The 24,878-nt window shown below is 57.3% G+C and carries 25 protein-coding genes and 1 tRNA gene; 25 read left to right on the top strand and 1 reads right to left on the bottom strand.

Going from position 1 to position 24,878, the window contains the following annotated elements:
• The first annotated feature begins 397 nt into the window (after positions 1 to 397).
• The 22 genes from ACZ495_RS04000 (at position 398) to ACZ495_RS03895 (ending at position 19,439) form a co-directional block, all read left to right on the top strand.
• Positions 398 to 994 carry a BMC domain-containing protein gene (locus ACZ495_RS04000; protein ID WP_464262654.1) on the top strand — a complete coding sequence of 199 codons (597 nt, stop codon included), beginning with the start codon at positions 398 to 400 and terminating at the stop codon, positions 992 to 994.
• A gap of 26 nt (positions 995 to 1,020) precedes the next feature.
• Positions 1,021 to 2,499: an aldehyde dehydrogenase family protein gene (locus tag ACZ495_RS03995; RefSeq protein ID WP_072312129.1), complete on the top strand. Its 1,479-nt coding sequence runs from the start codon at positions 1,021 to 1,023 to the stop codon at positions 2,497 to 2,499.
• Positions 2,500 to 2,558: 59 nt separating this feature from the next.
• Positions 2,559 to 5,105, top strand: coding sequence for a choline trimethylamine-lyase (gene cutC, locus ACZ495_RS03990; protein WP_012624983.1), 2,547 nt, complete (start codon positions 2,559 to 2,561; stop codon positions 5,103 to 5,105).
• A gap of 107 nt (positions 5,106 to 5,212) precedes the next feature.
• Entirely contained in the window at positions 5,213 to 6,145 is a 933-nt protein-coding gene (gene cutD / locus ACZ495_RS03985) for a choline TMA-lyase-activating enzyme (RefSeq protein WP_083577935.1), read from the top strand.
• Between the two features lie 29 nt (positions 6,146 to 6,174).
• Positions 6,175 to 6,783 carry a BMC domain-containing protein gene (locus tag ACZ495_RS03980; RefSeq protein WP_464262653.1) on the top strand — a complete coding sequence of 203 codons (609 nt, stop codon included), beginning with the start codon at positions 6,175 to 6,177 and terminating at the stop codon, positions 6,781 to 6,783.
• A gap of 3 nt (positions 6,784 to 6,786) precedes the next feature.
• Complete coding sequence (locus ACZ495_RS03975) at positions 6,787 to 8,364, top strand: acetaldehyde dehydrogenase (acetylating) (protein WP_464262652.1); 1,578 nt, start codon at positions 6,787 to 6,789, stop codon at positions 8,362 to 8,364.
• Positions 8,365 to 8,445: 81 nt separating this feature from the next.
• The gene (gene eutM / locus ACZ495_RS03970; RefSeq protein WP_072312132.1) at positions 8,446 to 8,733 is read left to right on the top strand and encodes an ethanolamine utilization microcompartment protein EutM; all 288 of its coding nucleotides are present in this window, start codon (positions 8,446 to 8,448) and stop codon (positions 8,731 to 8,733) included.
• 73 nt (positions 8,734 to 8,806) lie between these two features.
• The gene (locus ACZ495_RS03965) at positions 8,807 to 9,490 is read left to right on the top strand and encodes a phosphate propanoyltransferase (RefSeq protein WP_012624988.1); all 684 of its coding nucleotides are present in this window, start codon (positions 8,807 to 8,809) and stop codon (positions 9,488 to 9,490) included.
• 2 nt (positions 9,491 to 9,492) lie between these two features.
• Entirely contained in the window at positions 9,493 to 10,314 is an 822-nt protein-coding gene (eutJ, locus tag ACZ495_RS03960) for an ethanolamine utilization protein EutJ (RefSeq protein ID WP_464262651.1), read from the top strand.
• Positions 10,315 to 10,439: 125 nt separating this feature from the next.
• Complete coding sequence (locus tag ACZ495_RS03955; protein WP_464262650.1) at positions 10,440 to 11,078, top strand: hypothetical protein; 639 nt, start codon at positions 10,440 to 10,442, stop codon at positions 11,076 to 11,078.
• Positions 11,079 to 11,085: 7 nt separating this feature from the next.
• Positions 11,086 to 11,373 (top strand): EutN/CcmL family microcompartment protein, encoded by a 288-nt coding sequence (locus tag ACZ495_RS03950; RefSeq protein ID WP_012624991.1) that lies wholly within the window; start codon positions 11,086 to 11,088, stop codon positions 11,371 to 11,373.
• 3 nt (positions 11,374 to 11,376) lie between these two features.
• A complete protein-coding gene (locus ACZ495_RS03945) occupies positions 11,377 to 11,925 on the top strand; it encodes a BMC domain-containing protein (protein WP_012624992.1) in 549 nt (182 codons plus the stop codon).
• A gap of 44 nt (positions 11,926 to 11,969) precedes the next feature.
• Positions 11,970 to 12,305, top strand: coding sequence for a hypothetical protein (locus ACZ495_RS03940; protein ID WP_072312134.1), 336 nt, complete (start codon positions 11,970 to 11,972; stop codon positions 12,303 to 12,305).
• A gap of 194 nt (positions 12,306 to 12,499) precedes the next feature.
• A complete protein-coding gene (locus ACZ495_RS03935) occupies positions 12,500 to 12,784 on the top strand; it encodes a BMC domain-containing protein (protein WP_012624994.1) in 285 nt (94 codons plus the stop codon).
• Positions 12,785 to 12,868: 84 nt separating this feature from the next.
• A complete protein-coding gene (locus tag ACZ495_RS03930) occupies positions 12,869 to 13,975 on the top strand; it encodes a 1-propanol dehydrogenase PduQ (protein WP_012624995.1) in 1,107 nt (368 codons plus the stop codon).
• A 291-nt stretch (positions 13,976 to 14,266) separates the two neighbouring features.
• Positions 14,267 to 15,592, top strand: coding sequence for a 4Fe-4S dicluster domain-containing protein (locus ACZ495_RS03925; protein ID WP_072312139.1), 1,326 nt, complete (start codon positions 14,267 to 14,269; stop codon positions 15,590 to 15,592).
• An 11-nt stretch (positions 15,593 to 15,603) separates the two neighbouring features.
• Positions 15,604 to 16,155: a BMC domain-containing protein gene (locus ACZ495_RS03920; protein WP_012624997.1), complete on the top strand. Its 552-nt coding sequence runs from the start codon at positions 15,604 to 15,606 to the stop codon at positions 16,153 to 16,155.
• Between the two features lie 46 nt (positions 16,156 to 16,201).
• Positions 16,202 to 16,549 carry a BMC domain-containing protein gene (locus ACZ495_RS03915; protein ID WP_012624998.1) on the top strand — a complete coding sequence of 116 codons (348 nt, stop codon included), beginning with the start codon at positions 16,202 to 16,204 and terminating at the stop codon, positions 16,547 to 16,549.
• 7 nt (positions 16,550 to 16,556) lie between these two features.
• Positions 16,557 to 16,991 carry a EutP/PduV family microcompartment system protein gene (locus ACZ495_RS03910; protein ID WP_072312136.1) on the top strand — a complete coding sequence of 145 codons (435 nt, stop codon included), beginning with the start codon at positions 16,557 to 16,559 and terminating at the stop codon, positions 16,989 to 16,991.
• Between the two features lie 286 nt (positions 16,992 to 17,277).
• The gene (locus ACZ495_RS03905; protein WP_012625000.1) at positions 17,278 to 18,024 is read left to right on the top strand and encodes a DUF421 domain-containing protein; all 747 of its coding nucleotides are present in this window, start codon (positions 17,278 to 17,280) and stop codon (positions 18,022 to 18,024) included.
• 120 nt (positions 18,025 to 18,144) lie between these two features.
• On the top strand, positions 18,145 to 18,396 hold the full coding sequence (locus tag ACZ495_RS03900) for a GlsB/YeaQ/YmgE family stress response membrane protein (protein ID WP_012625001.1): 252 nt from the start codon (positions 18,145 to 18,147) through the stop codon (positions 18,394 to 18,396).
• Between the two features lie 209 nt (positions 18,397 to 18,605).
• Positions 18,606 to 19,439, top strand: coding sequence for a hypothetical protein (locus ACZ495_RS03895; protein ID WP_296985294.1), 834 nt, complete (start codon positions 18,606 to 18,608; stop codon positions 19,437 to 19,439).
• Between the two features lie 535 nt (positions 19,440 to 19,974).
• Here the strand turns inward: ACZ495_RS03895 and ACZ495_RS03890 are convergent.
• A tRNA-Pro gene (locus ACZ495_RS03890) sits at positions 19,975 to 20,052 on the bottom strand.
• A 129-nt stretch (positions 20,053 to 20,181) separates the two neighbouring features.
• Between ACZ495_RS03890 and ACZ495_RS03885 the strand changes: the two genes are divergently transcribed.
• The 3 genes from ACZ495_RS03885 to ACZ495_RS03875 all read left to right on the top strand — a co-directional run bounded on the left by ACZ495_RS03885 (position 20,182) and on the right by ACZ495_RS03875 (position 24,874).
• Positions 20,182 to 21,252, top strand: coding sequence for a protein-glutamate methylesterase/protein-glutamine glutaminase (locus ACZ495_RS03885; RefSeq protein WP_464262649.1), 1,071 nt, complete (start codon positions 20,182 to 20,184; stop codon positions 21,250 to 21,252).
• Positions 21,253 to 21,278: 26 nt separating this feature from the next.
• On the top strand, positions 21,279 to 23,210 hold the full coding sequence (locus tag ACZ495_RS03880; protein ID WP_464262648.1) for a HEAT repeat domain-containing protein: 1,932 nt from the start codon (positions 21,279 to 21,281) through the stop codon (positions 23,208 to 23,210).
• Positions 23,211 to 24,037: 827 nt separating this feature from the next.
• Entirely contained in the window at positions 24,038 to 24,874 is an 837-nt protein-coding gene (locus tag ACZ495_RS03875) for a CheR family methyltransferase (RefSeq protein WP_072311922.1), read from the top strand.
• The last annotated feature ends 4 nt before the right edge of the window (positions 24,875 to 24,878 follow it).

The raw sequence follows: 24,878 nt of genomic DNA, 5'->3' as shown, positions 1-24,878 counted from the left end.
TTAATCAGTACCACATAAAAATACACGTACAGCCAGACCATAAATGCGTTCCGTATCCTTGCAAAAACAATCACGCTTCCACAGAAACAACCTGAAAAACACCGCGCAATTAATCCCCGCAGCCACATGACAGGTTCCACACAGGTTTTCTTCGCCTGTAGCAAGGCGCCTTTGCCAAAAAAAATTCCCAATAATGCTATCTTCCTATAACTATATGGTTTATTTACTAAATATAAAAACAATCCCCAAAGAGCCTATGAAACTGAATTTTTTATACCAAAAAATTCGAAAAGGCCTTGACCTTGCCCCATAGGGGAAAGGTTACAAAGAAGATAAGAATCATTTTCACCGCCGCCAAGGTGGCTTGCGGCACAAATACGAAGCTCATGGAGCGTGTATGCTGTATGCAGGTGAGGAGGCCCTCGGCCTCATTGAAACGCTGGGGATGGTGCCTGCCATTTATGGGGCGGACAACATGCTCAAAGCCGCAGATGTAGAACTGATCGCTTACGAAAACGTAGGTTCTACTCTTGTAACCATTATGGTAAAGGGCGATGTGGCAGCCGTGCAGGCCTCTGTGGCCGCCGGGGCCGCAGCTGCAGCCACCATAGGCAAGATCACGGCGCAAAATGTCATGCCGCGCCCGGTTCGCGGGGTTGGCGGCATCGCCATGGCCCACGTTGTGGACTCCATACCCGAGGGTGACCCCGGCCTACGTTCGCTGGGCATGATTGAAACCTTCGGGATCGTCTATCTTATGGAAGCGGCTGACGCCATGATAAAGACGGCCGATGTGGAGCTTATCGGCTATGAAAACGTGGCTTCTGGCTACTGTTCCGCCCTTGTTCAGGGCGACGTGGCGGCCTGCAAATCCGCAGTGGAGGCGGGCGTCAAGGCCGTAAAAAATATGGGTACAGACGTCTACAGTTCTTGCGTCATCCCCACCCCTCACCGGCATCTTGTAAAACTTGTACGGCGGTACACTCTGGCCTAGCCGGGCACAGACCACGGAGCAGCATCATGATCGGCGACAAGGACCTCATTTCTATACAGCAGGCGCGCATTCTGGCCGAAAATGCCATTGAAGCCGGCAAAAAACTGGCCGCCCTGCCACAAGAGAATCTGGATAGCATTGTTGAAGCCATGGCAGACGCTGTGGAAACGCATGCGCAGTCCCTTGCCGTCATGTGTCATGAAGAAAGCGACTGTGGCCGCTGGCAGGACAAAATGGCCAAAAACCTTTTTGTCTGTCGCCGGGTCCGGCAGAGCCTGCGCGGCATGCGCTGCGTCGGCTATCTTGGCGGGCAGGAGCAGGAAGGCGTTTATGACGTTGGTGTGCCCCTGGGCGTCATTGTAGCCCTCTGCCCGGTGACCAGTCCTGTATCTACCGCCATCTATAACGTTCTGCTGGCCATCAAGTCCGGCAATGCCATAATTTTTTCCCTCCACCCCCGTGCTGTGGACAGCATGCGCCACGCCCTGGATATCATGATTGCCGCCGGTCAGGCCCACGGCCTGCCCGAAGGGGCCATATCCTATCTGGACATTGTGGCAAAAAGCGGCACGGAAGAACTCATGCGCCACCCCGGCGTGGCCCTGGTCATGGTTACGGGCGTGCTCGGCATGTTCGAGGCTGCCCGCGCCAGCGGCAAGCCCCTCATCTATGGCGGCACAGGTAACGGCCCGGTTTTCATCGAGCGCAGCGCCGACATTCCAGCCGCCGTGGAGCATATTATCGCCAGCAAAACCTTTGATAACGGGCTGGCGCCTTCAGCCGAGCAGTGCGTCATCGTGGATGGCTGTGTTGAGCGGCAGACCCGCCGGGCCTTTCAGGACAAAGGCGCATATTTCATGAGCGAGGCCGAGGCGCAGGCCCTGTCACGGGTGCTCTTTCATGAAGACGGACGCCGTCACCGCCACATGGTGGGCCAGTCTGCCGAGGCCCTTGCAACCAAGGCCGGCTTTTCCATTCCTGCCGATACAAAAGTGCTCATGGCTGAACGCAAGTACGTTACAGGCGAGGATCCCTATGTCAGGGAACTGCTCTCGCCCGTCCTCGGTTATTACGTGGAACCTGACTGGATGCACGCCTGCGAAAAGTGCGTGGAACTGCTGCTTCAGGAGCGGCATGCGCAAACTCTGGCTATCCATAGCCGGGATGAAGAAGTCATCCGCCAGTTTGCCCTCAAAAAACCCGTGGCGCGCCTGCTGGTCAACACCGGCGCTGCTTTTGGCGGCATGGGGCTGACAACCAACCTTACCCCCGCCATGACGCAGGGCAGTGGCATTGCGGGCTACGGCATCACATCAGACAATATTTCACCCATGAATCTCATTTATCGCAGAAAGATAGGCTATGGCGTGCGTGATCTCGCCCAGCTGGCGGATTTCACCGCACCGTCCGCCCCCGGCGGGGGCGCGACCGGCAACGAGCAGAACTTTGACCTGCTCAGACGCGTACTGCGCGAGGCTCTGGGCGCTCTGCCCCAGGCTCGCTGACCCCGGGGCACACACCAAGCCCGCAGGCCCTTCTGACCGCAGAATACGGAGGATAGAACGTGGATCTTCATGATTTTTCGAGCAAAATAGCGGAAGTTACCAAGAATCTTTCGCCTGAAGAGCGCGAGCAGTTGCGCAAGATTTTTGCCACTGTCACCCTGCCCGCCCAGTCGGCCCCTTCCGCAGCGGCACAGCCGTCTCCCGCTGCCCACTCTGGTCCCGGCGTACCTGAAGGGCCTACACAGCGCCATGTGCTGCTGAAAGAAAACTACCTCAAGCAGGTTCCGCGCATCACCATTCACCGCGCCCGCACAATCACCAAGATTGACAAAGAAAACCCCGGTATGCCGCGTATTCTGCTGCGCGCCACTGCTTTTCGCCATTGCTGCGAAAGCGCTCCGCTGATTATCCAGGACCATGAACTCATTGTCGGCGCCCCCAACGGCGCGCCCCGCGCCGGTGCTTTTTCTCCCGAAATTTCCTGGCGCTGGCTCAGGGATGAGCTGGATACCATTGACAGTCGCGCCCAGGACCCTTTCCACCTTGCCGAAGAAGACAAAAAGATCCTGTGTGAGGAAATCTTCCCCTACTGGGCGGGCAAGTCTGTAGATGAATACTGTGAAGCACAGTACCGCGAAGCCGGTCTGTGGGAACTTTCGGGTGAATCCTATGTATCCGACTGCTCCTACCACGCCCTCAACGGCGGCGGCGACTCCAACCCCGGCTACGACGTCATTCTCATGAAGAAGGGCATGCTGGACATTCAGCGCGAAGCACGTGAACACCTGGAACAGCTGAGCTATGACCGGCCCGAGGATATCGACAAGATCTACTTCTACAAGTCGGTTATCGAAACCACCGAAGGCGTCATGATCTACGCCCGGCGCATGTCCGAATACGCAGCACAGCTGGCCGCTCGCGAAAACGACCCCAGGCGCAAGGCCGAGCTGCTCAAGATCGCCGAGGTCAACGCCCGCGTTCCCGCCCATGCCCCCACCACCTTCTGGGAAGCCATTCAGGCCGTGTGGACCGTGGAATCACTGCTGGTTGTGGAAGAAAACCAGACAGGCATGTCCATCGGCCGTGTCGACCAGTACATGTACCCCTTCTACAAGGCCGATATCGAAGCGGGCCGCATGACGCCTTATGAAGCCTTTGACCTCGCAGGCTGCATGCTCATCAAGATGTCTGAAATGATGTGGCTCACCAGCGAAGGCAGCTCCAAATTCTTTGCCGGCTACCAGCCCTTCGTTAACATGTGCGTTGGCGGCGTCAGCCGTGAAGGGCGCGACGCCACCAACGACCTGACCTATCTGCTCATGGATGCGGTGCGTCATGTGCGCATCTACCAGCCCTCGCTGGCTACCCGCGTGCACAACACCTCGCCCCAGGAATACCTGAAAAAAATCGTGTCCGTCATCCGTTCGGGCATGGGTTTTCCGGCTGTGCACTTTGACGACACCCACATCAAGATGATGCTGGCCAAGGGCGTCGACATTGAAGACGCCCGCGACTACTGCCTCATGGGTTGCGTGGAACCGCAAAAATCCGGCCGCCTGTATCAGTGGACGTCCACGGCATACACCCAGTGGCCCATCTGCATCGAGCTTGTACTCAACCGCGGCGTGCCCCTCTGGTACGGCAAGCAGGTCTGCCCTGACCTCGGCGATCTGAGCCAGTTCGACACTTTTGAAAAGTTTGATGCCGCCGTCAAGGAACAGATCAGGTACATCACCAAATGGTCAAGCGTGGCTACGGTTATCTCCCAGCGTGTCCACCGCGACCTGGCGCCCAAGCCGCTGATGTCCATCATGTACGAAGGCTGCATGGAAAAAGGCCGCGATGTAGCCGCCGGCGGTGCCATGTACAACTTCGGTCCCGGCGTGATCTGGAGCGGCCTTGCAACCTACGCCGACTCGATGGCCGCTATCAAGAAGCTCGTGTATGACGACAGGAAGTACACCCTGCAGCAACTTAACGAGGCGCTCAAAGCCAACTTTGAAGGCTATGACGCCATTCTGGCCGACTGCCTGGCCGCGCCCAAATACGGCAACGATGATGACTATGCCGACGATATCGCCGCCGACCTCATCGCCTTTACCGAGCGTGAGCACCGCAAGTACCGGACGCTCTACTCCATCCTGAGCCACGGTACACTGTCCATTTCCAACAACACGCCCTTTGGTCAGCTCCTGGGCGCTTCGGCCGGCGGCCGCAAGGCATGGCAGCCGCTTTCCGACGGTATCAGCCCCACGCAGGGCGCGGACTACAAGGGTCCCACGGCCATCATCAAGAGCGTGTCCAAGATGTCCAACGACAACATGAACATCGGCATGGTGCATAACTTCAAGCTCATGCCCGGCCTGCTGGATACCCCCGAAGGCGAACAGGGCATTATCACCCTCATTCGCTCTGCCAGCATACTTGGCAACGGTGAAATGCAGTTCAACTATCTGGACAACAAGACCATGCTTGAAGCCCAGCAGAACCCCAAAGACTATCGCGACCTTGTGGTCCGTGTGGCAGGCTATAGCGCCTTCTTTGTGGAACTTTGCAAGGACGTGCAGGACGAAATCATCAGCAGAACTGTGCTGCGCCACTTCTAGACCGGATGCGGCACGTGCCGCGCCCCCTTTTTTCTCGTGGAGGGGGCGCGGCAAAATGAAAGATAACGACAGACAGCGCAGTGCTGCGCCTACAGCAGGGTTTTATCGTGATTGAAAGAAAAGCCAGAGTTTTCAACATACAAAAATACAATATGTATGACGGACCGGGCATACGTACCCTGGTGTTTTTCAAAGGCTGCCCCCTGCGCTGCCAATGGTGTTCCAACCCTGAAAGCCAGACCCGCCGCTTTGAGGTCCTGTTTAAAAAGGACATATGCGTTCACTGCGGCGCGTGCGTACCGGTCTGTCCCGTGGGCATCCACAGTATGACCAACGCGGGCAGCTGCCACGTGGTGGACAGGAGCAAAGACTGCATAAACTGCGGCAAGTGTGTGCACGCCTGTCCCGAAGCAGCCCTGGCTATTGCCGGAGAGCAGAAAGGCATTTCAGAACTGCTTGAAGTTATCGAGCAGGACTGGCTTTTTTACGAAAACTCCGGCGGGGGGCTGACCGTTGGCGGAGGTGAACCCATGGCGCAGCATGAGGCTGTAGCCAACCTGCTGCTGGCCAGCAGGCACAAGGGCATCCACACCGCCATGGAAACCTCGGGGTACGCAAAACCTGAAGTAGTACGCGCGCTGGCTGAAGTTTGCGACCTGTTTCTCTTTGACATCAAGCACATGGATGCCGACAAGCACTATGCGCTTACAGGCGTGCGCAACGAACTGATCCTGTCCAACCTGCAATGGCTGCTTGAAAACGGCTGTAATGTAAATATCCGTATGCCCCTGCTCAAGGGCTACAACGATGACGATGCCGAAATACATGCCGTGGGCCGCTTTTTGACAGGGCATGGCAAAAGAAAAAATTTCAAGGGCGTGGATTTGCTGCCCTACCACAAAATGGGGGTAAGCAAGTACGCCCAGCTCGACATGGAGTATCCCATCAAGGACAACCCCGTGCTCGACGATGCCGACTTGCAGCACATTGAGTCCATCCTCAGAACCTACGGGCTGGACGTGAAGGTCATCAGGCACTAGGGCATCTGCCAAAAACAGGAGAATACGCCATGCTGGCACTGGGACTTATAGAAACAAAAGGGCTTGTAGGAGCCATTGAAGCGGCGGACGCCATGCTCAAGGCGGCCAATGTGCGCCTGCTTGAAAAAACGCTGGCGACCGGCGGCCTTGTGACCATCACCGTGGCAGGCGAAGTTTCGGCCGTGCAGTCGGCTGTAGACGCGGCCCAGGCCTCGCTGTCCAGGCTGGAAGGCGCGGTCTGTGTTTCCTGCCACGTAATCCCCCGCCCTGACGGCGAACTTGACCGCATACTGCTTCTGCAGCCCGGGCAATACACTATAGACCCGGACCCTGCAGCCGCCGCGCCGAAAGCAGAAACAGCGGAAGTTGAAATAGTGGAACTTGTCGAGATTGTGGAAGAAATCTCGGCCCCCGCAGCCCCGAAAGGCGGCGCGAAGGCCGAGACCAGCGGGAAGGCCCCGGCCCCTGAGGCGCAGGAAGCCTATGATCCCGAAAAATGCAAAACCATGAGCATGAACAAACTTCGTCAGCTTGCCAAAGACATGAAGGTAGACCTCTCCCGTGAGCAGATCGCCTCGTCCAACAGGCAAACCCTGATGAACGCCATCGACCGGGCGGCACGGAAGGAAAAGGAGTAGGACATGGTTGATAAGGATTTGCTTTCCATTCAAGAGGCCCGCGCCCTGGTTCGCGCAGCGCGCAAGGCCCAGCCCGAATTCGCGCAGTTGAGCGAGGAACGCGTGAATGACGTGGTCAGGGCCGTGGCCGAAGCCACGGCAGCCCAGGCTGAAGTTCTGGCAAACATGGCCGTTGAAGAAACCGGCTTCGGCAGACCGCAGGACAAAAAAATCAAGAACCTGCTGGCCAGTGAAAAAGTTCATGCCTGCATCAAGGACATGAAAACCATTGGCGTGCTGTGTTCTGATCCGGTGACCAAGATCGTTGAAATTGCCGTGCCCGTTGGCGTGATTGCCGGTATCGTGCCGTCCACCAACCCCACGTCCACTGTTATTTACAAGGCGCTTATCTCGCTCAAGGCGGGTAACGCCATTGTGTTCACCCCGCATCCCAGTGCCCGCAGTTGCATCGCCAAAACCGTGGAAGTCATTCAGGGTGCCCTGCGCGCCTGCCACGTGTCGCCCGATCTGGTGAGCAGCATCAGTCTGCCCTCCATTGAAGGCACCAACGAGTTGATGAAGATGGCTGACCTTATCCTGGCGACAGGCGGCCCGGGCATGGTCAAGGCAGCCTACAGCTCCGGCACCCCTGCTCTGGGCGTCGGCGCGGGCAACGTGCCTGCCTACATTGAGCGCAGTGCCAATATTGAAGATGCCGTGACCAAGATCATGAGCAGCAAAACCTTTGATAACGGCACAATCTGCGCCTCGGAGCAATCCATCGTTACCGAGTCATGCATTGCCGACAAGGTTCGTGCCGTTATGGAAGCTCAGGGCTGCTATTTTCTTGCCGGAGAAAAGCTTGAAAAAGTCAAGCGCGTCATGGAACGCGGCAATGGCAGCATGAACCCCGCCATTGTGGGCCGTGATGCCCTGAGCATCGCCCGCGTTGCCGGCATTGAAGTGCCGCAGGGCACGCGCCTGCTGGTTTCCGACGAAAAAGGCGTGGGACCCAAGTACCCCTTCAGCAAAGAAAAACTCACCGCCCTGCTGGGCTTCTATGTGGTGGAAGACTGGCGCGAAGCCTGCGAACTGTGCACGGCCCTCCTGCACAACGGCGGTGTGGGCCATTCGCTGTCCATCCACTCGCAGAACGAAGAGGTCATTCGTGAGTTCGGCCTTAAAAAGCCTGTGTCGCGCATGCTGGTGAATACGCCCTCCACACAGGGAGCCGTGGGTCTTTCCACCGGCCTGTTCCCCTCCTTCACCCTGGGCTGCGGCGCAGTGGGCGGCAGTGCCACTTCCGACAACGTAACCCCCCTGAACCTGCTCAACGTGCGCCGCGTGGCCTACGATCTGCAGTCACAGGGCTGCTCCTGCGCTTCTTCCGCATCGTGCGGCGTTTCCACCATGGCGGGCGTTTCTGCTCCTGCGGCTTCCGCCGGGCACTACCCGCCCTCAGCCATGCTTTCGGGCTGCTGCCACCACGGGGCCAACCACGATGCCGTGGTCGCTCCCCAGGCGGCCGCAGCAGCCGCTGGCGGGCTGGATATCAATGCCGTTACGGAAATGATCGTGGCGGAACTGAAAAAAGTTTTGTAAACCGCGGCCCGGCCCTGCCGTTGTCGCATCAGATCAAAAACTATTTGAACACTATTGTTAAAAATCAAAGGAGATACCGCTATGACCACTTCTTCCAACGCCCTGGGCATGATCGAAACCCGTGGCCTTGTCGGCGCAGTTGAAGCCGCCGACGCCATGGTCAAGGCTGCCAACGTTACCCTTATCGGCCGCAGCCAGGTGGGTGGCGGCCTTGTGACCGTTATGGTGCGCGGTGACGTGGGCGCGGTGAAAGCCGCTACCGACGCTGGCGCAGCCGCCGCCAAAAAAGTGGGCGAGCTTGTAAGCGTGCACGTTATCCCCCGCCCGCACAGCGAAGTGGAGATGATCCTGCCCAAGCGCGAAGCCTAACCCATACCCACGACACGAGTCCGGCGGCGATGCGGCATCCCTACCCCGCCCGCCGCCGGACAGTGGAGCCGAGATGAATACTCAAGTGATGAACGAGCAAGCTCTTAAAGATCTTCTGGCTGGCGTGGTCCGCAAGGTGCTGACACAGGAATGCGGCGAATCTGCCGCTACCGCCATGAACGCCGGGCCTATTCCGGTGGAAATTTCAGCCCGTCACGCTCATTTGAGCGTGTCAGACGCGCTTACCCTCTTCGGCGAGGCTCTACGGCCCGACAGGCCGCTTTCCCAGCCGGGGCAGTTTCTGAGCACGGGGCGCGTGCGTCTTATCGGCCCCAAGGGCGTTATGGACAATGTGGCCGTACTCGGCCCCGCCCGCGATGTTTCCCAGGTAGAAATATCCCGGACGGACGCCCGCGCTCTGGGCATCAATCCGCCTGTTCGCCAAAGCGGCGACATTAAAGACACGCCGGGCATCATTCTGGCTTCGGCCACAGGGATTGTTGGTCTGGACTGCGGCGTCATCGTGGCTTCACGCCACATTCACATGCATACAGACGATGCCCGCCGCTTCGGACTCAAGGACAAGGACATGGTCGACGTGCGGCTTGATACCGAACGCCCCATGATTCTGGAAAACGTGCTGGTGCGCGTCAGCGACAACTTCAAGCTGGCTATGCACATCGATGCCGACGAAGGCAACAGCGCGGGCTGGAAGCCCGGCGCCACCGGCATGATCATCGGACTGAGCAGAGGTTAGCAATGGACTTTACCGCCGCTGACAAGCTTATGGACACCCTGGAAAAATGCCGCAAAAAGCCCCGCAAGGTCACTGCCACGGAGCCGCTCTATGTGGGCGTGGACCTGGGCACAGCCTATATTGTTGTTGTGGCGGTCAATGCAAAAAAGCAGCCTGTGGCCTGCGCCATGCGCTTTGCCCAGGTGGTCAAGGACGGCCTTATCGTCGACTACACGGGCGGGCTGCGCATTGTACGTGAGCTTACGCAGGAACTTGAAGAAAAGCTGGGCCGCAAGCTTGAAAAGGCGGCCATAGCCGTCCCCCCCGGGACCAGTGAACGCGACTGCGCCACCCACCGCCATGTGGCGGAGGGCGCGGGCTATCAGGTCACCTCTGTGCTGGATGAACCCACAGCGGCCAACAGCGTGCTTGGCGTGCGCGACGGGGCCATCGTGGATATCGGCGGCGGCACCACAGGCATCGCCGTACTGGAAGACGGCAAGGTCGTCTATGTTGCCGACGAACCCACAGGCGGCACTCACGTGAGCCTGGTGCTGGCCGGCAACTACGACATCAGTTTTGAAGAAGCCGAAGACCTGAAAAAAGACAAGGCCCGTCAGAAAGAAATCTTGCCTGTGGTGCGACCTGTCATTGAAAAAATGGGATCCATCATTCACCGGCATGTGCAGGGGCGTAATGTTTCGGCCCTGTATCTCGTGGGCGGCACCTGCTGCTTGCAGGATATGGAAAAGGTTATCCAGAAATATACCGGCGTGCCGACCTACAAGCCCGCCAATCCTTTTCTGGTAACCCCCCTGGGCATAGCCCTCAATTGCACTGACTAGAATATTGTGACGTTGAAGTGCCGCTGCCGGTAAAAAATCTACCTGCGGGCAGCCCGCAGTGCGGATGTAAACACCCTGTAAAGGCAGCCAAAGGTTTTCAACATCAAACAGCCTTGATCATAAATATGGAAATGCAGAAGAATGCGGCCATGAATGCGGATACGCAGGCCCTCATAAATACCGTGGTACAGCGCGTTCTGGCCAAACTCGGCGACATACTGCCGGAGCAGACCGGTCAGGCTTCCGGGCCACTGGTGGAGATTCTGGCTCCCGCCGATGACAGGCTTGCCGGTCAGGTAAAAGACCGTTTGCCGGAAGCCCGGATACGCTTTGAAGGTGCCGGACAACCCGACAGCGCACAAGTGTACGTTCTGCCGGAACTCGGCTGTTCCGACATGGCGGACCTGGCCCTGGGCAGGGCTTCAAGCCTCGCTCTTCGCAAGGTGCTTGACCTGCTGCTTGAAGGCAAGGAAGTGCGTACGCTGGGCTTCGCCTATCGCGCTCACGCCCAGACGGCTCCCTTTGCTCTTCTGAAACTGTATGAAGGCTACGAGGCTGCACTGGCCGGTTTTGGACTGACGGAGCTTGCAGCGCCTGCTCCGGATTCCGCCCGGCTGAGCCAGAGTCTCGTAACGGCGGACCATGTGACAGAGGCCGCCCGCACTGGTGCGCAGACCCTTCGCGTGCCACGCCGGGCTGTGGTGACGCCCCTGGCCCAGGAGGCCGCGGCGAACAACCATATGACCATTTTGAAAAATCTGTAGGTGTCACATGCTTATAGGCATTGTTGTCGGCAATGTTTGGGCCACCCGCAAAGAAGATTCCCTCAACGGGCTGAAGCTCATGGTGGTGCAGCGGCTTGACCTCGCCCACAACAAGCTGGCTGAAAGCTTTGTGGCCGTGGACTGTGTGGGAGCGGGCATTGGCGAGCGGGTGCTTATCACCACCGGCAGTTCCGCCCGCAAGGCTCTGTATAATCAGGAAGCGCCCGTTGATGCCGCCATTGTGGGCATTCTCGATCAGGAAGAAATGATGGGCAAAAAACCGGAGAGCACATAAGCCATGGATACTCTGGGCATTGTGGACAGCCGCAGCATAGCGGCCGGTGCTGAAATCACCGATGCCATGCTCAAGGCCGCGCCTGTTACTCTGGTGCGGGCGTCGGTCATATGCGCCGGACGCCTGCTCATCCTGGTCGAAGGCGACCGCGAAGCTGTGGAAACTGCTCTTCGCGCCGCTGAAGGTACTGGTTTTCATCTGGCCGGAAAATATGCCATCTCGCCCGTGTCGCAGCAGGTACAGGCAGCCCTGCGCCGCCAGCCCTCCCCTATGGGCGGCCGGGCCATGGCCGTTATTGAATGCCGCAATGCCGCCGACGGTATCATGGCGGCGGATACGGCCGTAAAAAAAGCCGATGTCAGCCTTATGCGGCTGGTTATGGGGCAGGGCATCGGCGGCAAATCCTACTTTGTGCTTACAGGCGATGTGGCCGCCGTGCGTGAAGCCGCACAGGCCGCAGCCGATGCGCTGGGCAAGAGCCTTCAGCAAATGGTGGTCATTCCCCAGCCCGATGCGGAACTTGTAAAGGCATTTACAGGAGCGGCCCTGTAAGGCGCCGCCCGGAAACCCGCCTCGCGCGGTCCCGAGAGGTAATTATGAGCAAGACATTGATCACCGTGGACAATCTGCAGGATTTCATCAGCGGCGGCCGCCTGCAGATGGATGGATCCAAAATCCTCACCGCAGGTGCGCGCGACGAACTGACCAGACGCGGCATTGAGGTAGCCTGGAGCGACGCTCCGGCGGCGTGCTGCGGCTGCGGCGGGCAGCATGCCGAAACCGCTGCGCCCTGCCATACCCCCGAACAGGAAGACCTGCTTATCGGTGTGGCGGCCATTATCAAGCAGCACTACAATATTACCGATCCCGAAGAGTTGAAAAAAATCACTCTGGAAACTGTGACGGCTATCGGCAAGGGGCTCGATAACTAGGCTTTTGGGCTGTATCGCTTGCCTGACGGGTTCCGGCCTGCACCGCAACATATACAGCACGGCGGATATATAAAAATCCGCACCGGGCATTTCGGCTGTTGCAGGCTGAATGCCCGCCAGCAGACAATTACGGCGTGACCGCCAACAAACTTTCGGGCCATGCCCGAAGAACAACCTGAGGTAAGGAGTAAACAATGGCGACGATGACTGACGCTTTGGGTATGATTGAAACCCGTGGGCTTGTGGGTGCTGTAGAGGCTGCTGACGCCATGGTGAAAGCTGCCAACGTAACCCTGATCGGCCGTGAGCAGGTGGGTTCAGGCCTTGTGACTGTGATGGTTCGTGGCGATGTGGGCGCTGTAAAGGCTGCCACCGATGCCGGTGCCGCCGCCGCTTCGCGCGTGGGCGACCTGGTGAGCGTACACGTGATTCCCCGTCCCCATGAAGAAGTGGAAATGATTCTGCCCAAATGCAAGTAAGGCCGGGCAAGGCTTTACTGACCAGACCACACGACGGTAACGCGGGGGCTTTCTTCCGCCCCCGCGTACGCCTCGGAGGATAACGTGACCCAGTTCTACGGAAAGACGAAAATCTGCTACGGCCCCTACGCGCTGGAAACCCTTGAAAGTTTCCCCGCCAGTCACGCCTTTGTGGTAACTGACCCCTTTATGGTCAAAAGCGGCTTTGCCGACCAGGCTGTAAGCCACTTGAAACGTAAAGGGATAGGCTTCAGCATTTTTTCAGGTGTGGAGCCGGACCCCACACTGCAGGCCGTGGTAGAAGCCACGGGACATTTTCTGCGCAGCAAGGCAGACATGATTCTTGCTCTCGGCGGCGGCTCGGCCATTGACATGGCCAAAGCCATCTCCTACTTCGGGCACAAAGCCGCCCGCGACCGCAAGGCCATGCTGGTGGCCATTCCCACTACCAGTGGCACCGGGTCAGAAGTAACCTCCATCGCCGTCATCACCGACAAGGTCAATGCGGTCAAGATTCCTCTTAATGACGAGTTGCTCATTCCGGACGCGGCCATCCTTGACGCCCGCTTCACACGCACCGTACCGCCGCATGTGACCGCCTCCACCGGAATGGACGTGCTCACTCACGCTGTGGAGGCCTACACCTCGCGCCACAGCAACGTTTTTACGGCCATATATGCCGAACGGGCCATACGCAACGTCTTTACCTACCTGCACCGCGCCTACGAGCAGGGTGACGACATGGTAGCCAGAGACAACATGCTCATAGGTTCCTGCATGGCCGGTCTGGCCTTCACCAACAGCGGGCTTGGCATTACGCACAGCATGGCCCACAGCCTTGGCGGCCAGTTCCACATTCCTCACGGCCTGGCTAACGCGGTGCTGCTGCCCATTGTCATTGACTTCAACAGCTTTGATGCGGGCGTGAAATATCGCGAAATCGCCGAAATGGCAGGCTTGCCCGCCGCCACCGTGGAAGAAGGAACCCGCAATCTGGTGGCAGCCGTGCGCGACCTCAACGCTTCGCTGGGCATTCCCGCTCGCGTGAGGGAACTCAAGGTTGATGAAGGCGAGTACCGCCGCAATCTTGACGCCATGGCCACCAATGCCCTTGAGGACATCTGCACGCAAAGCAATCCGCGCATGCCCTCGCACGATGATATTGTGAGCCTGTTCGAGCGCGTCTGGTAAATACAGGCCGAAAACCCACAGGATAAAAGCCATCGCCTGCGCGCGCCAGACGCATGCGCAGAAACGGCCCGGATTTCAGACCGGAGAAACCTGTTTCTCCGGTCGGGCAGAAAACTGCCGCACAGGATTGAACTGCAGAGTATTTTGCGATCAAGGTTGTCTTCAGCAGCGGTAAAGACTGCGCGGGCGGCCTTATCCCGCCTTGCTGCGCGGGGCTTCGCACCGTCAGGCACTGCGCCTTGCACGGAATTTTCAATGATGAAATGCTCTAAAATCACCCGAGAGGAAACCATGGGAAAAGCAATTGTAGACGCCATACGCCAGGCTGGCGTTGTAGGCGCTGGCGGGGCGGGACTGCCCACCCATGTAAAGGCTGACGCCACGGCGCAAACTGTGCTGGTCAACGGCGCCAGCTGCGAACCCCTGCTCATGAGCGACCCCTACCTTATGGAAGAGCAGGTAGACGTCATGCTGCGCGGCCTTGAGGCCATGATGGACTGTACCGGCGCGAACCGTGGTGTTGTCTGCCTTAAGGGCAAACACGCCGCCGCCATGAAGAGTGTACGCGAAGCCGTGGCCCGACGCGGGCAAGGCCGCCTTGAAGCGTTTGAAATGGGCGACTTCTACCCTGCCGGCGACGAACAGGTTATGGTTTACGAAGTGCTGGGCGGCATTGTACCCGAGCGCGGTATACCGCTGCAGATCGGCGCTGTGGTCAGCAACGTGGAAAGCCTTTTCAATATTGCTCACGCGCTGGACGGCAAGCCTGTCACCCACCGTTACCTTACGGTCGGTTGTGAAGTGGTCCGGCCCATGGTGGTGCGGGTACCTGTAGGAACCCGTGTGGCCGAAGTGCTCAATTTTGCCGGTGGAACCACCATCAGCGAATACCGCGTGGTGGACGGCGGTCCCATGATGGGCCGTGTGCTGCCCGATGCGGACCAGCCGGTTACAAAAACCACCAGCGGTCTGCTGGTACTGCCGCCGGACCATAATGTGGTGAACCGCAAGGTAATGGACCCGCATGTGGTCAAGCGCCTCACAAACACCGTATGCTGTCAATGCTCTCAATGCACGGACCTCTGCCCCCGCAACCTGCTCGGGCACAAGTTGCACCCGCACAAGCTCATGCGTGTTCTCGACGGGCAGACCATCAGCAATCCTGTGGCGAAAGAGGCCCTGCTCTGCTCCGAATGCGGCATTTGTGAAAAGTTCGCCTGCCCTATGGGTCTTTCACCTCGTGAAGTCAATGCCATGCTCAAGCAGGAGCTTATGAAGGCAGGCATCAAATGGGAATATGACGGACGTCCCCTTGCCACATCCCGCTTTCGCGAGGAACGCCGCATCCCCACAAGCCGCCTTGTGAGCCGTCTCGGCCTGGCGGATTACGAGGCCCATCCCCCATTTGCCGGGGACTTTGAGCCGACAGAGGTACGTATTCCGCTGAAGCAGCATATCGGCGCTCCCGCCCTGTCTGTGGTTTCTGTGGGCCAGAGCGTCAATGTGGGCGATCTTATCGGCGAAATCCCCGAAGGGGCTATGGGCGCACGCGTACATGCCAGTATCAAAGGTACGGTCAGCGCGGTTGAAAACGGCATCATCACCATCAAGGCCTGAGGGGGAAGGGCATGAAATTACGTACTATCGGCTGCGTTGAACTGAGCAGCATCGGCATGGGCATTCAAACGGCTGACGAAATGGTCAAGGCCGCCAATGTGGAACTGGTCATGGCCCGCCCCACCTGCCCCGGCAGGTATCTTGTGATCATCACCGGTGACACGGGCGCGGTGACAAGCTCTGTGCAGACCGGCCTCACACTGGGTGCGGACCTTGTTGTGGACAGCTTCATCATTCCCAATGTGCATGAAGATGTTATTCCCGCCATGAACGGTACAGCCATTCAGGGGCGTATCAACGCCCTTGGCGTGATTGAAACCTACACGGCGGCCTCCTGTGTTCTGGCAGCTGATGCCGCCGCAAAGGCTGGTGATATACGCCTGCTGGAACTGCGCCTCTCTGCCGGACTTGGCGGCAAGGCTTTTGTAATCATGACCGGAGAAGTCAGTGCCGTGCAGTCCTCGGTGGATGCTGGCGTTGCCAACGTGACCGAGGGCGGTCCCGTGGTCAGCAAGATTGTCATCCCCTCCCCCAGTGAGGATCTGAAAAAACAGTTGCTGTAGGCCCTACCAGGCCCTGCGGCAACAAGCACGCGACGATGAGGCAAAGATGGAAGAGACCAAACAGCGCATCATACAGGAGTATGTGCCGGGCAGACAGATTACCCTGGCGCATCTCATTGCCAGCCCGCAAAAAGGCATCTATCTCAAACTCGGGCTGGATGATGAATGCGCTACAGCCATCGGCATTCTGACCATCACTCCCTGCGAAGGCGTGATCATCGCCGCGGATATAGCCACCAAGGCCGCCAGTGTTGACATCGGCTTTCTTGACCGCTTCGGCGGCTCCCTGCTGATCACGGGCGATGTGGCCAGCGTGGAGGCAGCCCTGCGCGAAGTATTACAGTATTTCGGCAGTGTACTGCGTTACGACCTTACCGACATGACCAGATCCTGAGGCCCCGATGCGGCGAATCATGATTATGGGCGAACGGGGCGCGGGCAGGCGCAGTCTTGCCCGCGCCCTGGGTCAGGCCCCTGTGTTCATGCCGCAGCCGCTGGCTGTGGAATACGCGGGGCGCTTTATCATCCCGCCGCCGGAATTTCTTGAAAACAGACGCTTTTACCGTGCGCTCATCACGACTGCGGCAGATTGTGACAGCCTGCTTTTTATTCAGGACGCCGCACGCAGAACATCCGCGTTTCCTCCCGGGCTTGCCCGTATATTCAACCGGCATGTCATAGGCATCATTACTAAAACAGACTTGCCGGACGCTTCTCTGGACCGCGCCGCGCGCTTTCTGCATAATGCCGGTCTGCAAAAAACATATGCCCTCAGCGTTGTGAGCGGCGAAGGCATGGACACGCTGAGGCACAACGAACCGGCCCTGTTCGCCTGAACCGCAAAGCCGCTTCATCGAGTCAATACCCAGCGCTGCCGGCTGGCACTCGCGGATTCATTCGTGGCTGCGGTATCTGGTGTGCGTCATCCCACACAGCCTGAATCCGGATAAGTATCTGACGAGTCGCAACACGTGCGCTCAGAATGCAGCAGACTGAGACCGCCTATCGGTTGCAATTACTGCCGGTATTTTATATTCCTGTTCCACGCTGATAATTCCCGCCTCTCTCCTTCCAGCCAGCCTTTCAACCCGTCTCAATTTCCTTTTTGCTCAGGAGTCTGCAATGGATCAAGCTCTCTGGCAGTCAGTCCAGCTATACGGAAACATTGCCGTCAAACTTGCCGTGGGCCTTGCCACCTTTATATTTGTCTTTCGCACCACAAACCGCTGCCAGCTCACGCAAATGACGCCGGTTGACCTTATAGGCAACTTTGTTATGGGCGGGATTTTGGGCGGCGTAATTTACAATCCGGATATCGGCATTACAAAGTTCATTCTTGTTCTTGCCATCTGGCAAGTGCTGATCGTGTCGGTAAATTTCTTACGCATGCGTACAGAATCCGGCCGGAAAATGATCGTCGGCTCACCAAGACCTGTTGTTATCAAAGGGAAATTTCTTCAGGAAAAATTTGTTGAAGCAGGCCTTGATATAGGCGATTTTGCAACACTCATACGAATGCAGGGCATTCACTCCATGAAAGAAATATGGAATGCCCAGATAGAACCCAACGGCCAGCTTACAGTACAAAAAAAAGAAGACCCGCATATCTCCAATGTTGTGCTCAACAATGGCGCCATGGTTGAAGCCGCTCTTGAGGTGATCGACAAGGATGAGGACTGGCTGAAAGCCGAGCTGCAAAAACAGGGTTACGATTCATACGAAAACATCTTTTTTGCGGAATGGAATGAACACCGTGACGATGTCGGCAAACTTGCCGGAAACCTGTATGTTGTTGAGCTGGATAACAAAAAAGAAAGTAAAAACAACAATGCGCCCATTCCGCCCCAGCAAAGCGGGCAACCAGCCTGACACGCGCGGCCCCTGATATTGACGTAAGGACCATCCGTTCATATGGCTCTTCAGGCCAGCCCAACAACCAGGTCGCCCCGCGGCGGGCTGTAACAAAAACAACATAAAATAGAGGGCGGTATGGGTATAATCTCGTGGATAATTTTCGGAGTAGTGGCAGGTGCCATAGCCAAGTTCATCATGCCCGGGCGAATGGAAAACGGATTTGTCATGACATCCCTGCTTGGCATTGTTGGAGCCTGTGTCGGCGGTTTTATAGGTACATCATTGGGCTTTGGAAAAGTTACCGGCTTCAACCTGCCCAGTTTTTTTATTGCCGTGCTCGGGGCCATGATTGTTTTGATTATTTACGGCAAACTTAAAAGCAAATAACCGTTGCAGCATACGAACCATTTATAGCGCGGCTGCCGTGCAGAGCTTGCCACCTCAAGGCCCGTGCGATACCAAAGAGCACCCGGGCTTGCCTTGGCGCATACGCATGCTCCCCGCTGACGGCGGTATATTGAGGTCAGCCCTCGCCCGCCCACATGTTAAACGGCTCTGCTGCATGGCGCCCGGCCGGATAAAAACAGGGGGAAACTGTGGCTGAAAATGCAAACCGTCCGGTAACCGGAACTGAATCTGAAAACCGCCTCCTGCGCGGCCCTGCCCCCTCAAGGTACGGCCATCCACACGAAAAAGAGATCTTTTCCGACCGGGTAACGTGGTCGCTATTCCTGAGGGCCGCTCTTCTGGTACTGGGTATCTGGTCTGCTTCAGCTTTTGGACTGTATGCTTTTACGGAAGATTACAGCAAATCCGGCACATTCGGCGACTCGTTCGGCGTGTTGAACACACTTTTTTCCGGCCTTGCCTTTGCAGGAATTATCGTTTCCATAAAAATGCAGAACGATGAAATGCGCGAACAGCGCAAAGAATTGCAAAAACAGAAAAAAATCGCCCTGCTTTACCACAGGGAAAGAATGTTCCTGCTGCTTATGGATGAATTTAAAAAATCCCGCGAACGCCGGTTTACCAGCGCTGATGTGCGGGTGATCATCCATGAATGTCTGGACTGCCAGATGCCAGATAAGGTCGCTGCCGTCACTGTGGCCGCTCTGGTGGCCGAAGTGGAGGGCCTGCTCACGGGAACACCGAAAGAAACTCCACTGCTGCAAACCTTGAACCGTAGAATCTTCCGCCATGAACTGTGCGAAGTTTTTATAAAAACTTTCCGACAGGCTGCCGACAGCGTCAAAAAATTCGATCCTGCCAGCCGGGGAGAGTATTATGACATCCTGTGCAACAGCATGTCTGATGCGGAAGAGGCACTGCTGTTTTTGTGCTATGTCGCCCGTTACGGTGCTCAAACGACAGACAATCCGCAGGCCATGAAGCTGCGCGAAAGTTTTGATGAAATCAAAGCCAGGCTTTAGAGCACTTCACACTTGAAATGCTCTACAAGGATTTGTCTCCAAATCCTTGTAGCCCAATGATTGTAGAGCGGCTTTGCCGACCGTTAAGCAATCATTTGAAACGGCAACAGGCCCTAAGGGACGAACCAGGACGGCTTTTGAGGGGGATCCCCTGAACGCAAAAACATGGCCGCTCTTACAGGCGTAATCCCCATGTGGTGGAGAAAAAACCTGTTGCTCCCGTAAAAAAGGGAAAGCCCCGGTGGCGCCGGGGCAATCAGGGATGTGTAAGCAGTTGCCAAGAGACTATGCCCCAACACGGCATCGCTGTCAACATAGTACACCAGTTGTTGTTTTATTTTAAAATCATTATACTAATTTGCCCGATGCGCGGTAAGGTATACGCAAAGTATTCACGACGCTTGCGACCGTCCTGAACAGGGCGCCACCAACATGCTCATTCGGGTTGAACCGGCAATACGCAAGATGATTTTAACACCCTGTATCCAGACAAAAAAAGGAGCTACAGGGTTTACCTGTAACTCCTTGATTTTTTTGGTCGGGATGGCGCGATTTGAACGCGCGGCCTCAGCGTCCCGAACGCTGCGCTCTAGCCAAGCTGAGCCACATCCCGTCGAGAAAGGCAAGATATGCGAGACACGTAATTTTTGCAAGCCATTTTTTATTTGTAAAAAAATAAGGCCTGACGTAGCATGACGTTGGCCCTTGGAGGCATAAAATCTTTGCGGAGCGAGCAGCCTGTATGATCCGTGTTCTTGTAGTCGACGATTCCACTTTTATGCGAAATGCCATTACCGCCCTGCTGGAACAGGATCCAGAAATCAAGGTTGCCGGTACTGCCAAAGATGGATTGGAAGCCCTGAAAAAAGCCGAAGAACTAGATGCGGACGTCATGACCCTGGATGTGGAAATGCCGCGTCTTGACGGCCTGGGGACCCTCCAGCGGCTTATGAAGGCCACCCCCATGCCGGTACTCATGATCAGCTCTCTGACCGAAAGTGGCGCAGAAAGCACCTTAAAAGCTATGGAGTACGGCGCACTGGACTTTATTCCCAAAAATATGAGCAATGATCGTGATGCCTTCGGCGCGGAACTGCGGCGCAAGGTCACGGCTCTGGCACGCCGCAAAACGATTATCCGTCTCAAGTACCGCCGTATCAACAATATCCCCATGCCGGCCGCCACGCCGCGCACACAGCCGCAGCAGCCCGCCGATTATGTGCAGACTCCCTGCCCCGGGCCGCGCGATCTGGTAGTTATCGGCGTGTCCACCGGGGGGCCGCCGGTGGTGCAAAAAATACTTTCTGCCCTGCCTCCGGACATTCCGGCCTGCTTCCTGATTGCACAGCATATGCCCGCAGCCTTTACCGGCCCTTTTGCCAAAAGGCTCGACAGCGTATGCCGCATAGACGTCACTGAAGCGCAGGACGGCGATCGTTTGAAGAACGGACACGCCTACGTCTGTCCCGGCGGCAGGCACATAAGCGTCCGCATGCGCGGTCCCCTGCCCGAAGTGGCTGTGACCGAAGAGCCGCGCGACGCCCTTTACAAGCCCACGGTCAACCTGCTTATGGAAAGTGCGGGCAAGCTTATGGGGCGCCGCACCCTGGGCGTCATACTCACGGGCATGGGTTCGGACGGATGTGAGGGCGCAAGGGTTTTGAGAGAAAAAGGCGGCTGCCTCATTGCCCAGAATGAAGCCTCTTGTGTAGTGTACGGCATGCCCAAGGCAGTAGTGGACGCCAAGCTTGCAAACCAGATTCTCGACGCCGACGACATAGCCCAGGCCATCATGACGATAATCAGAGGCTGACCAGCAGCGCAGCAGGAAACGACACTATGGAACATACGCTCAATACGTCTTCGCCCATTCTGGAAGCATTGCAGTCCAACGACAGCACGACTATCCGCAATGCCGCCTTCAGTGCTGGCGACATGGTTTTGCAAGATGCCGTCCCCCTGCTTTGCGAGCATATCAAAAGCAGCAATATCGGCGTGCAGGAAGCGGCGGAATACGCCCTGCGCAAAATCCGCGGCCCGCACGTTGTCGCAGCCCTGCTGCCCCTGCTGCGCAGTGACGAAGCCCCGGTACGCAACGTAGCCATGGATATCTTGCGCGAAATCGGCAGCGACAGTATCGAGAGCATGCAGCCCTATCTGCAGGACGACGATCCCGACCTGCGCATCTTCATAGCCGACATTCTCGGGTACTGTCTCACGCATCAGGCGGCCATCCTGCTCGGCAAGGCGCTGCTGAAAGACCCGGAGGTCAACGTACGCTACCAGGCCGCTGTCAGCCTGGGCAATCAGGCTTTTCCCGAAGCTGTGGCTCCCCTGTGCCAAGCCATGCACGATGAGGAATGGGTGCAGTTTGCCGTGGTGGAAGCCCTTGCGAAAATCAAGGACCCCTCCGCCGCCAACGGCCTTGTAAAGCTGTTGCCCCAGGCCTCTCCCCTTGTAAGCTCGGCGATCGTTGACGCCTTGGGCGGCATGGGTGATGTAAAGGCCATTCCCCTGCTTTTCAGCTCTCTTGAAAATGTCAGTGTGCCCCTGCGCCACAAGATCGTCAAAGCCATCGTGCAGATTTTGAGCGGCCGGTCCCTGTCGCTTTTGTCCGCCAAATCGCAGGAACGTCTGCGTACATACCTGCTTGAAGCCCTCACGGACAATGATGACGACATCCTGCTGGCGGCCTTGCAAGGCCTGAGCGCCATAGGCCGCGAAGATGCCACCTCGGCCATTATCGACATGGCCCTGACACTGGATGTGGAGCGGCAGCCCGAGCTTTACGAAACTGCAATCCAGTCGCTTGCCTCCGTTGGCTACAACAATGTGCTGCGCGATGCCCTGCGCAGCCACGATGAACGCCGCGTTGCCATCGCGATGGAAGCCTGCCGCCTGCTTGACGACCACAGTCCTGTAGAAGAGCTGAAAAATATCTACTGGCGGGTCAGTCCGGACCTGCGCCGTGCCGCAGCGGCCGAAGCGGCCCTGTTGGGCGACTGTACCGATGCTCCGTTTTTCTTCTCTGTGGTTGAAGAGTCCGACGATGCAGAGGTTCTTAAAAGTGCCCTGGTTTTCTTTGGCAATCAGCACACCTGCCCTGAAGTGGAAGATGTGGTTTTTGCCCAGATTGACCACCGCTATGTGGACGTAAAGGAAATGGCGCTTGAAGCGTGCATCAACCTTCACAGCCCCAAGCTCAACGCCCGCTTCAAGGAAAGAGTGCTCAGCGACGACCCCATGCAGCGCATGATGGCCGTCTACGCTCTTGGGCGGTACAGTGTGACCGAGAATCTGGAAGAAATAACCAGAGCACTTGAAGATCCGTCGCCACGCGTCAGGCAGGTGGCGGTTGAGGCTTTTCAAAACATCGGCCCGCAGGCCGAAGCCTACCTGCCAAGCCTGATGACCCGCCTGATTGACGAAGATAAAGACGTGCGGGTGGCCCTGGTGGACCTGCTCGGGCAGATCGGCACTCCGGCTGTTATGCCGCATATCATCTCTGCACTGGCTGACGACAATGACTGGGTAAGAATCCGGGCTATCGAGGCTTTGGGCGTACACAAATTTGCCGAAGCAGTCCCCACCCTGGCCCAGATGCTGGAAAACGCCAGCCCCATGGTGACATTCAAGATTATAGAAGCCCTGGGCATGATCGGCGGCAATGTGGCTTTCACTGTGCTTCTGGGCATGATGGATAATGAAGATCAAGAAATTCAGCATGCTGCGGCAGAAGCGGTGGCAGCCATACAGGCCGAACAGGAGTAGCCATGTCACAGCCTCCTAACATGTTTCCCTATAGCGCGCCGAACAAAAGCACCGATGAAACAGAGAAAAAAGGGGCCACCGGTTCCGCCGCACCAGCGGCAGGCATCAGGGATACCACCCAGCCTTCTCCTTTTTCACGCCCGGCCGTTCCTCAGGAACAGCGCCCGGCTTCCGCCACGACACCATCACAGCCCGCGTCACCGGTCAGGTCCGAACCTTTCAGCCAGCGCCCCTTCACGCCTGCTGCGCCTGCGTCATTCGGCCAGACCGCCCCGGGCATGCGCCCGCTGCAAACAGCACCCGCCTCCAGCCCTCTTGCCGCACAAACGGCCAACACCGGGACCGGATACGGCGCAGCGAACCAGAGCGCACTGGGGCAGACAGGTGCGGGGCGTCCCTACCTCGGTCAAACCGGCCAGGGGCAACCCAATCTGGGGCAGTCCAACTGGAATTCGCCGTTGCGCCAAAGCACACCGGCAACAGCCGGCACTTCCGGCCTGCCCTCCACCACGCCTCCGGCTTCCGGCCTGTTCACCAACAGGACCGTACGCCCCGGCAGTGGCACACTGCCCGGCGCAACATCCCCCTCAGGCGGCGCAGGGGCGCTGCGCTCGGGCGGCCTGACCCCAGGCGCAAACACAGGCTCGGGCGCATTTCAGTCCGGAGCGGGAGCGGCCGCGCAAGGAAGCCTGCCGCCCCGGCCGTCTCTTTTTCGCAGCACACAGCCGGGTGAGGCCCTGCGCCAGCCCCTGTCGCCCACCGCGGCATTTCGCGCACCTGCAACAGCCCCTGCAAGCGCCAGGGCGACCTCGCCTTTTCGCAAGGACCTGCAGATAACAGATGAAGAATTTTTGCAACTGCGTGACTTCATCTATCAGCAATGCGGCATTTTTATTGCTGAAAACCGCAAATACCTCGTGGAGAACCGTCTCTCCAACCGCATCAAGGACCTGAACCTCAAAAGCTACAGCGAATATTACAATTATCTTCGCTTCGATGCCAGCCGCAGAACGGAACTGAACAAGCTTTTTGAGGTGATGACCACCAACGAAACCAGCTTTTTCCGCAATCCTCCCCAGCTGGAAGTGTTTCAAAAGCAGGTGCTCCCGGGAATACTTGATCTGTGCCGCCAGAAGGGATCAAAAAAACTGCGCATCTGGTCGGCCGGCTGTTCCACGGGCGAAGAACCGTACACTCTTGCCATCATTCTGCATGAAGTGCTCAAAAGCGAAATACATAGCTGGGATATCAAAATAACGGCCAATGATCTTTCAGAGGCGGTACTCTCAGCCGCGAGGCAGGGAATCTACAGTGAATACGCCCTGCGCACCACCCCAAAGGAAATAGTTGATGCCTACTTCATCAAAGACGGCAGTCTTTACAGGATCAAGCCGGAACTGAAGAACATTGTTTCCTTCGGACAGATAAACCTCAGCGACAGGGAGCAGTTAAAGCGGGTCGAAAGATCGCAGATTGTATTCTGCCGCAATGTCATCATCTATTTTGACGACGAAATGAAGCGCAAGGTAATAAACGCCTTCTATGACAACCTTGAAATCAACGGTGCGCTGCTCATTGGCCATTCAGAATCGCTGCATAATATCAGCCGCGCATTCCAGCTTGAGCATTTCAAGGGGACCATAGTCTACCGCAAGCTGGCGTAGGGCG

The organism is Desulfovibrio sp. GTC20076, assembly GCF_055385905.1.
Note: the sequence above shows the minus strand (reverse complement) of the source record. Positions and strands in the feature narration are given on the sequence as shown.

What these genes read in the sequence shown, in the direction of transcription:
- ACZ495_RS04000 (WP_464262654.1), top strand. Translation starts at nt 398, where the DNA reads ATGCTGTATGCAGGTGAGGAGGCCCTCGGCCTCATTGAAACGCTGGGG.
- ACZ495_RS03995 (WP_072312129.1), top strand. Translation starts at nt 1,021, where the DNA reads ATGATCGGCGACAAGGACCTCATTTCTATACAGCAGGCGCGCATTCTG.
- ACZ495_RS03980 (WP_464262653.1), top strand. Translation starts at nt 6,175, where the DNA reads ATGCTGGCACTGGGACTTATAGAAACAAAAGGGCTTGTAGGAGCCATT.
- ACZ495_RS03975 (WP_464262652.1), top strand. Translation starts at nt 6,787, where the DNA reads ATGGTTGATAAGGATTTGCTTTCCATTCAAGAGGCCCGCGCCCTGGTT.
- eutM (WP_072312132.1), top strand. Translation starts at nt 8,446, where the DNA reads ATGACCACTTCTTCCAACGCCCTGGGCATGATCGAAACCCGTGGCCTT.
- ACZ495_RS03965 (WP_012624988.1), top strand. Translation starts at nt 8,807, where the DNA reads ATGAATACTCAAGTGATGAACGAGCAAGCTCTTAAAGATCTTCTGGCT.
- eutJ (WP_464262651.1), top strand. Translation starts at nt 9,493, where the DNA reads ATGGACTTTACCGCCGCTGACAAGCTTATGGACACCCTGGAAAAATGC.
- ACZ495_RS03955 (WP_464262650.1), top strand. Translation starts at nt 10,440, where the DNA reads ATGGAAATGCAGAAGAATGCGGCCATGAATGCGGATACGCAGGCCCTC.
- ACZ495_RS03950 (WP_012624991.1), top strand. Translation starts at nt 11,086, where the DNA reads ATGCTTATAGGCATTGTTGTCGGCAATGTTTGGGCCACCCGCAAAGAA.
- ACZ495_RS03945 (WP_012624992.1), top strand. Translation starts at nt 11,377, where the DNA reads ATGGATACTCTGGGCATTGTGGACAGCCGCAGCATAGCGGCCGGTGCT.
- ACZ495_RS03940 (WP_072312134.1), top strand. Translation starts at nt 11,970, where the DNA reads ATGAGCAAGACATTGATCACCGTGGACAATCTGCAGGATTTCATCAGC.
- ACZ495_RS03935 (WP_012624994.1), top strand. Translation starts at nt 12,500, where the DNA reads ATGGCGACGATGACTGACGCTTTGGGTATGATTGAAACCCGTGGGCTT.
- ACZ495_RS03925 (WP_072312139.1), top strand. Translation starts at nt 14,267, where the DNA reads ATGGGAAAAGCAATTGTAGACGCCATACGCCAGGCTGGCGTTGTAGGC.
- ACZ495_RS03920 (WP_012624997.1), top strand. Translation starts at nt 15,604, where the DNA reads ATGAAATTACGTACTATCGGCTGCGTTGAACTGAGCAGCATCGGCATG.
- ACZ495_RS03915 (WP_012624998.1), top strand. Translation starts at nt 16,202, where the DNA reads ATGGAAGAGACCAAACAGCGCATCATACAGGAGTATGTGCCGGGCAGA.
- ACZ495_RS03910 (WP_072312136.1), top strand. Translation starts at nt 16,557, where the DNA reads ATGCGGCGAATCATGATTATGGGCGAACGGGGCGCGGGCAGGCGCAGT.
- ACZ495_RS03905 (WP_012625000.1), top strand. Translation starts at nt 17,278, where the DNA reads ATGGATCAAGCTCTCTGGCAGTCAGTCCAGCTATACGGAAACATTGCC.
- ACZ495_RS03900 (WP_012625001.1), top strand. Translation starts at nt 18,145, where the DNA reads ATGGGTATAATCTCGTGGATAATTTTCGGAGTAGTGGCAGGTGCCATA.
- ACZ495_RS03885 (WP_464262649.1), top strand. Translation starts at nt 20,182, where the DNA reads ATGATCCGTGTTCTTGTAGTCGACGATTCCACTTTTATGCGAAATGCC.
- ACZ495_RS03880 (WP_464262648.1), top strand. Translation starts at nt 21,279, where the DNA reads ATGGAACATACGCTCAATACGTCTTCGCCCATTCTGGAAGCATTGCAG.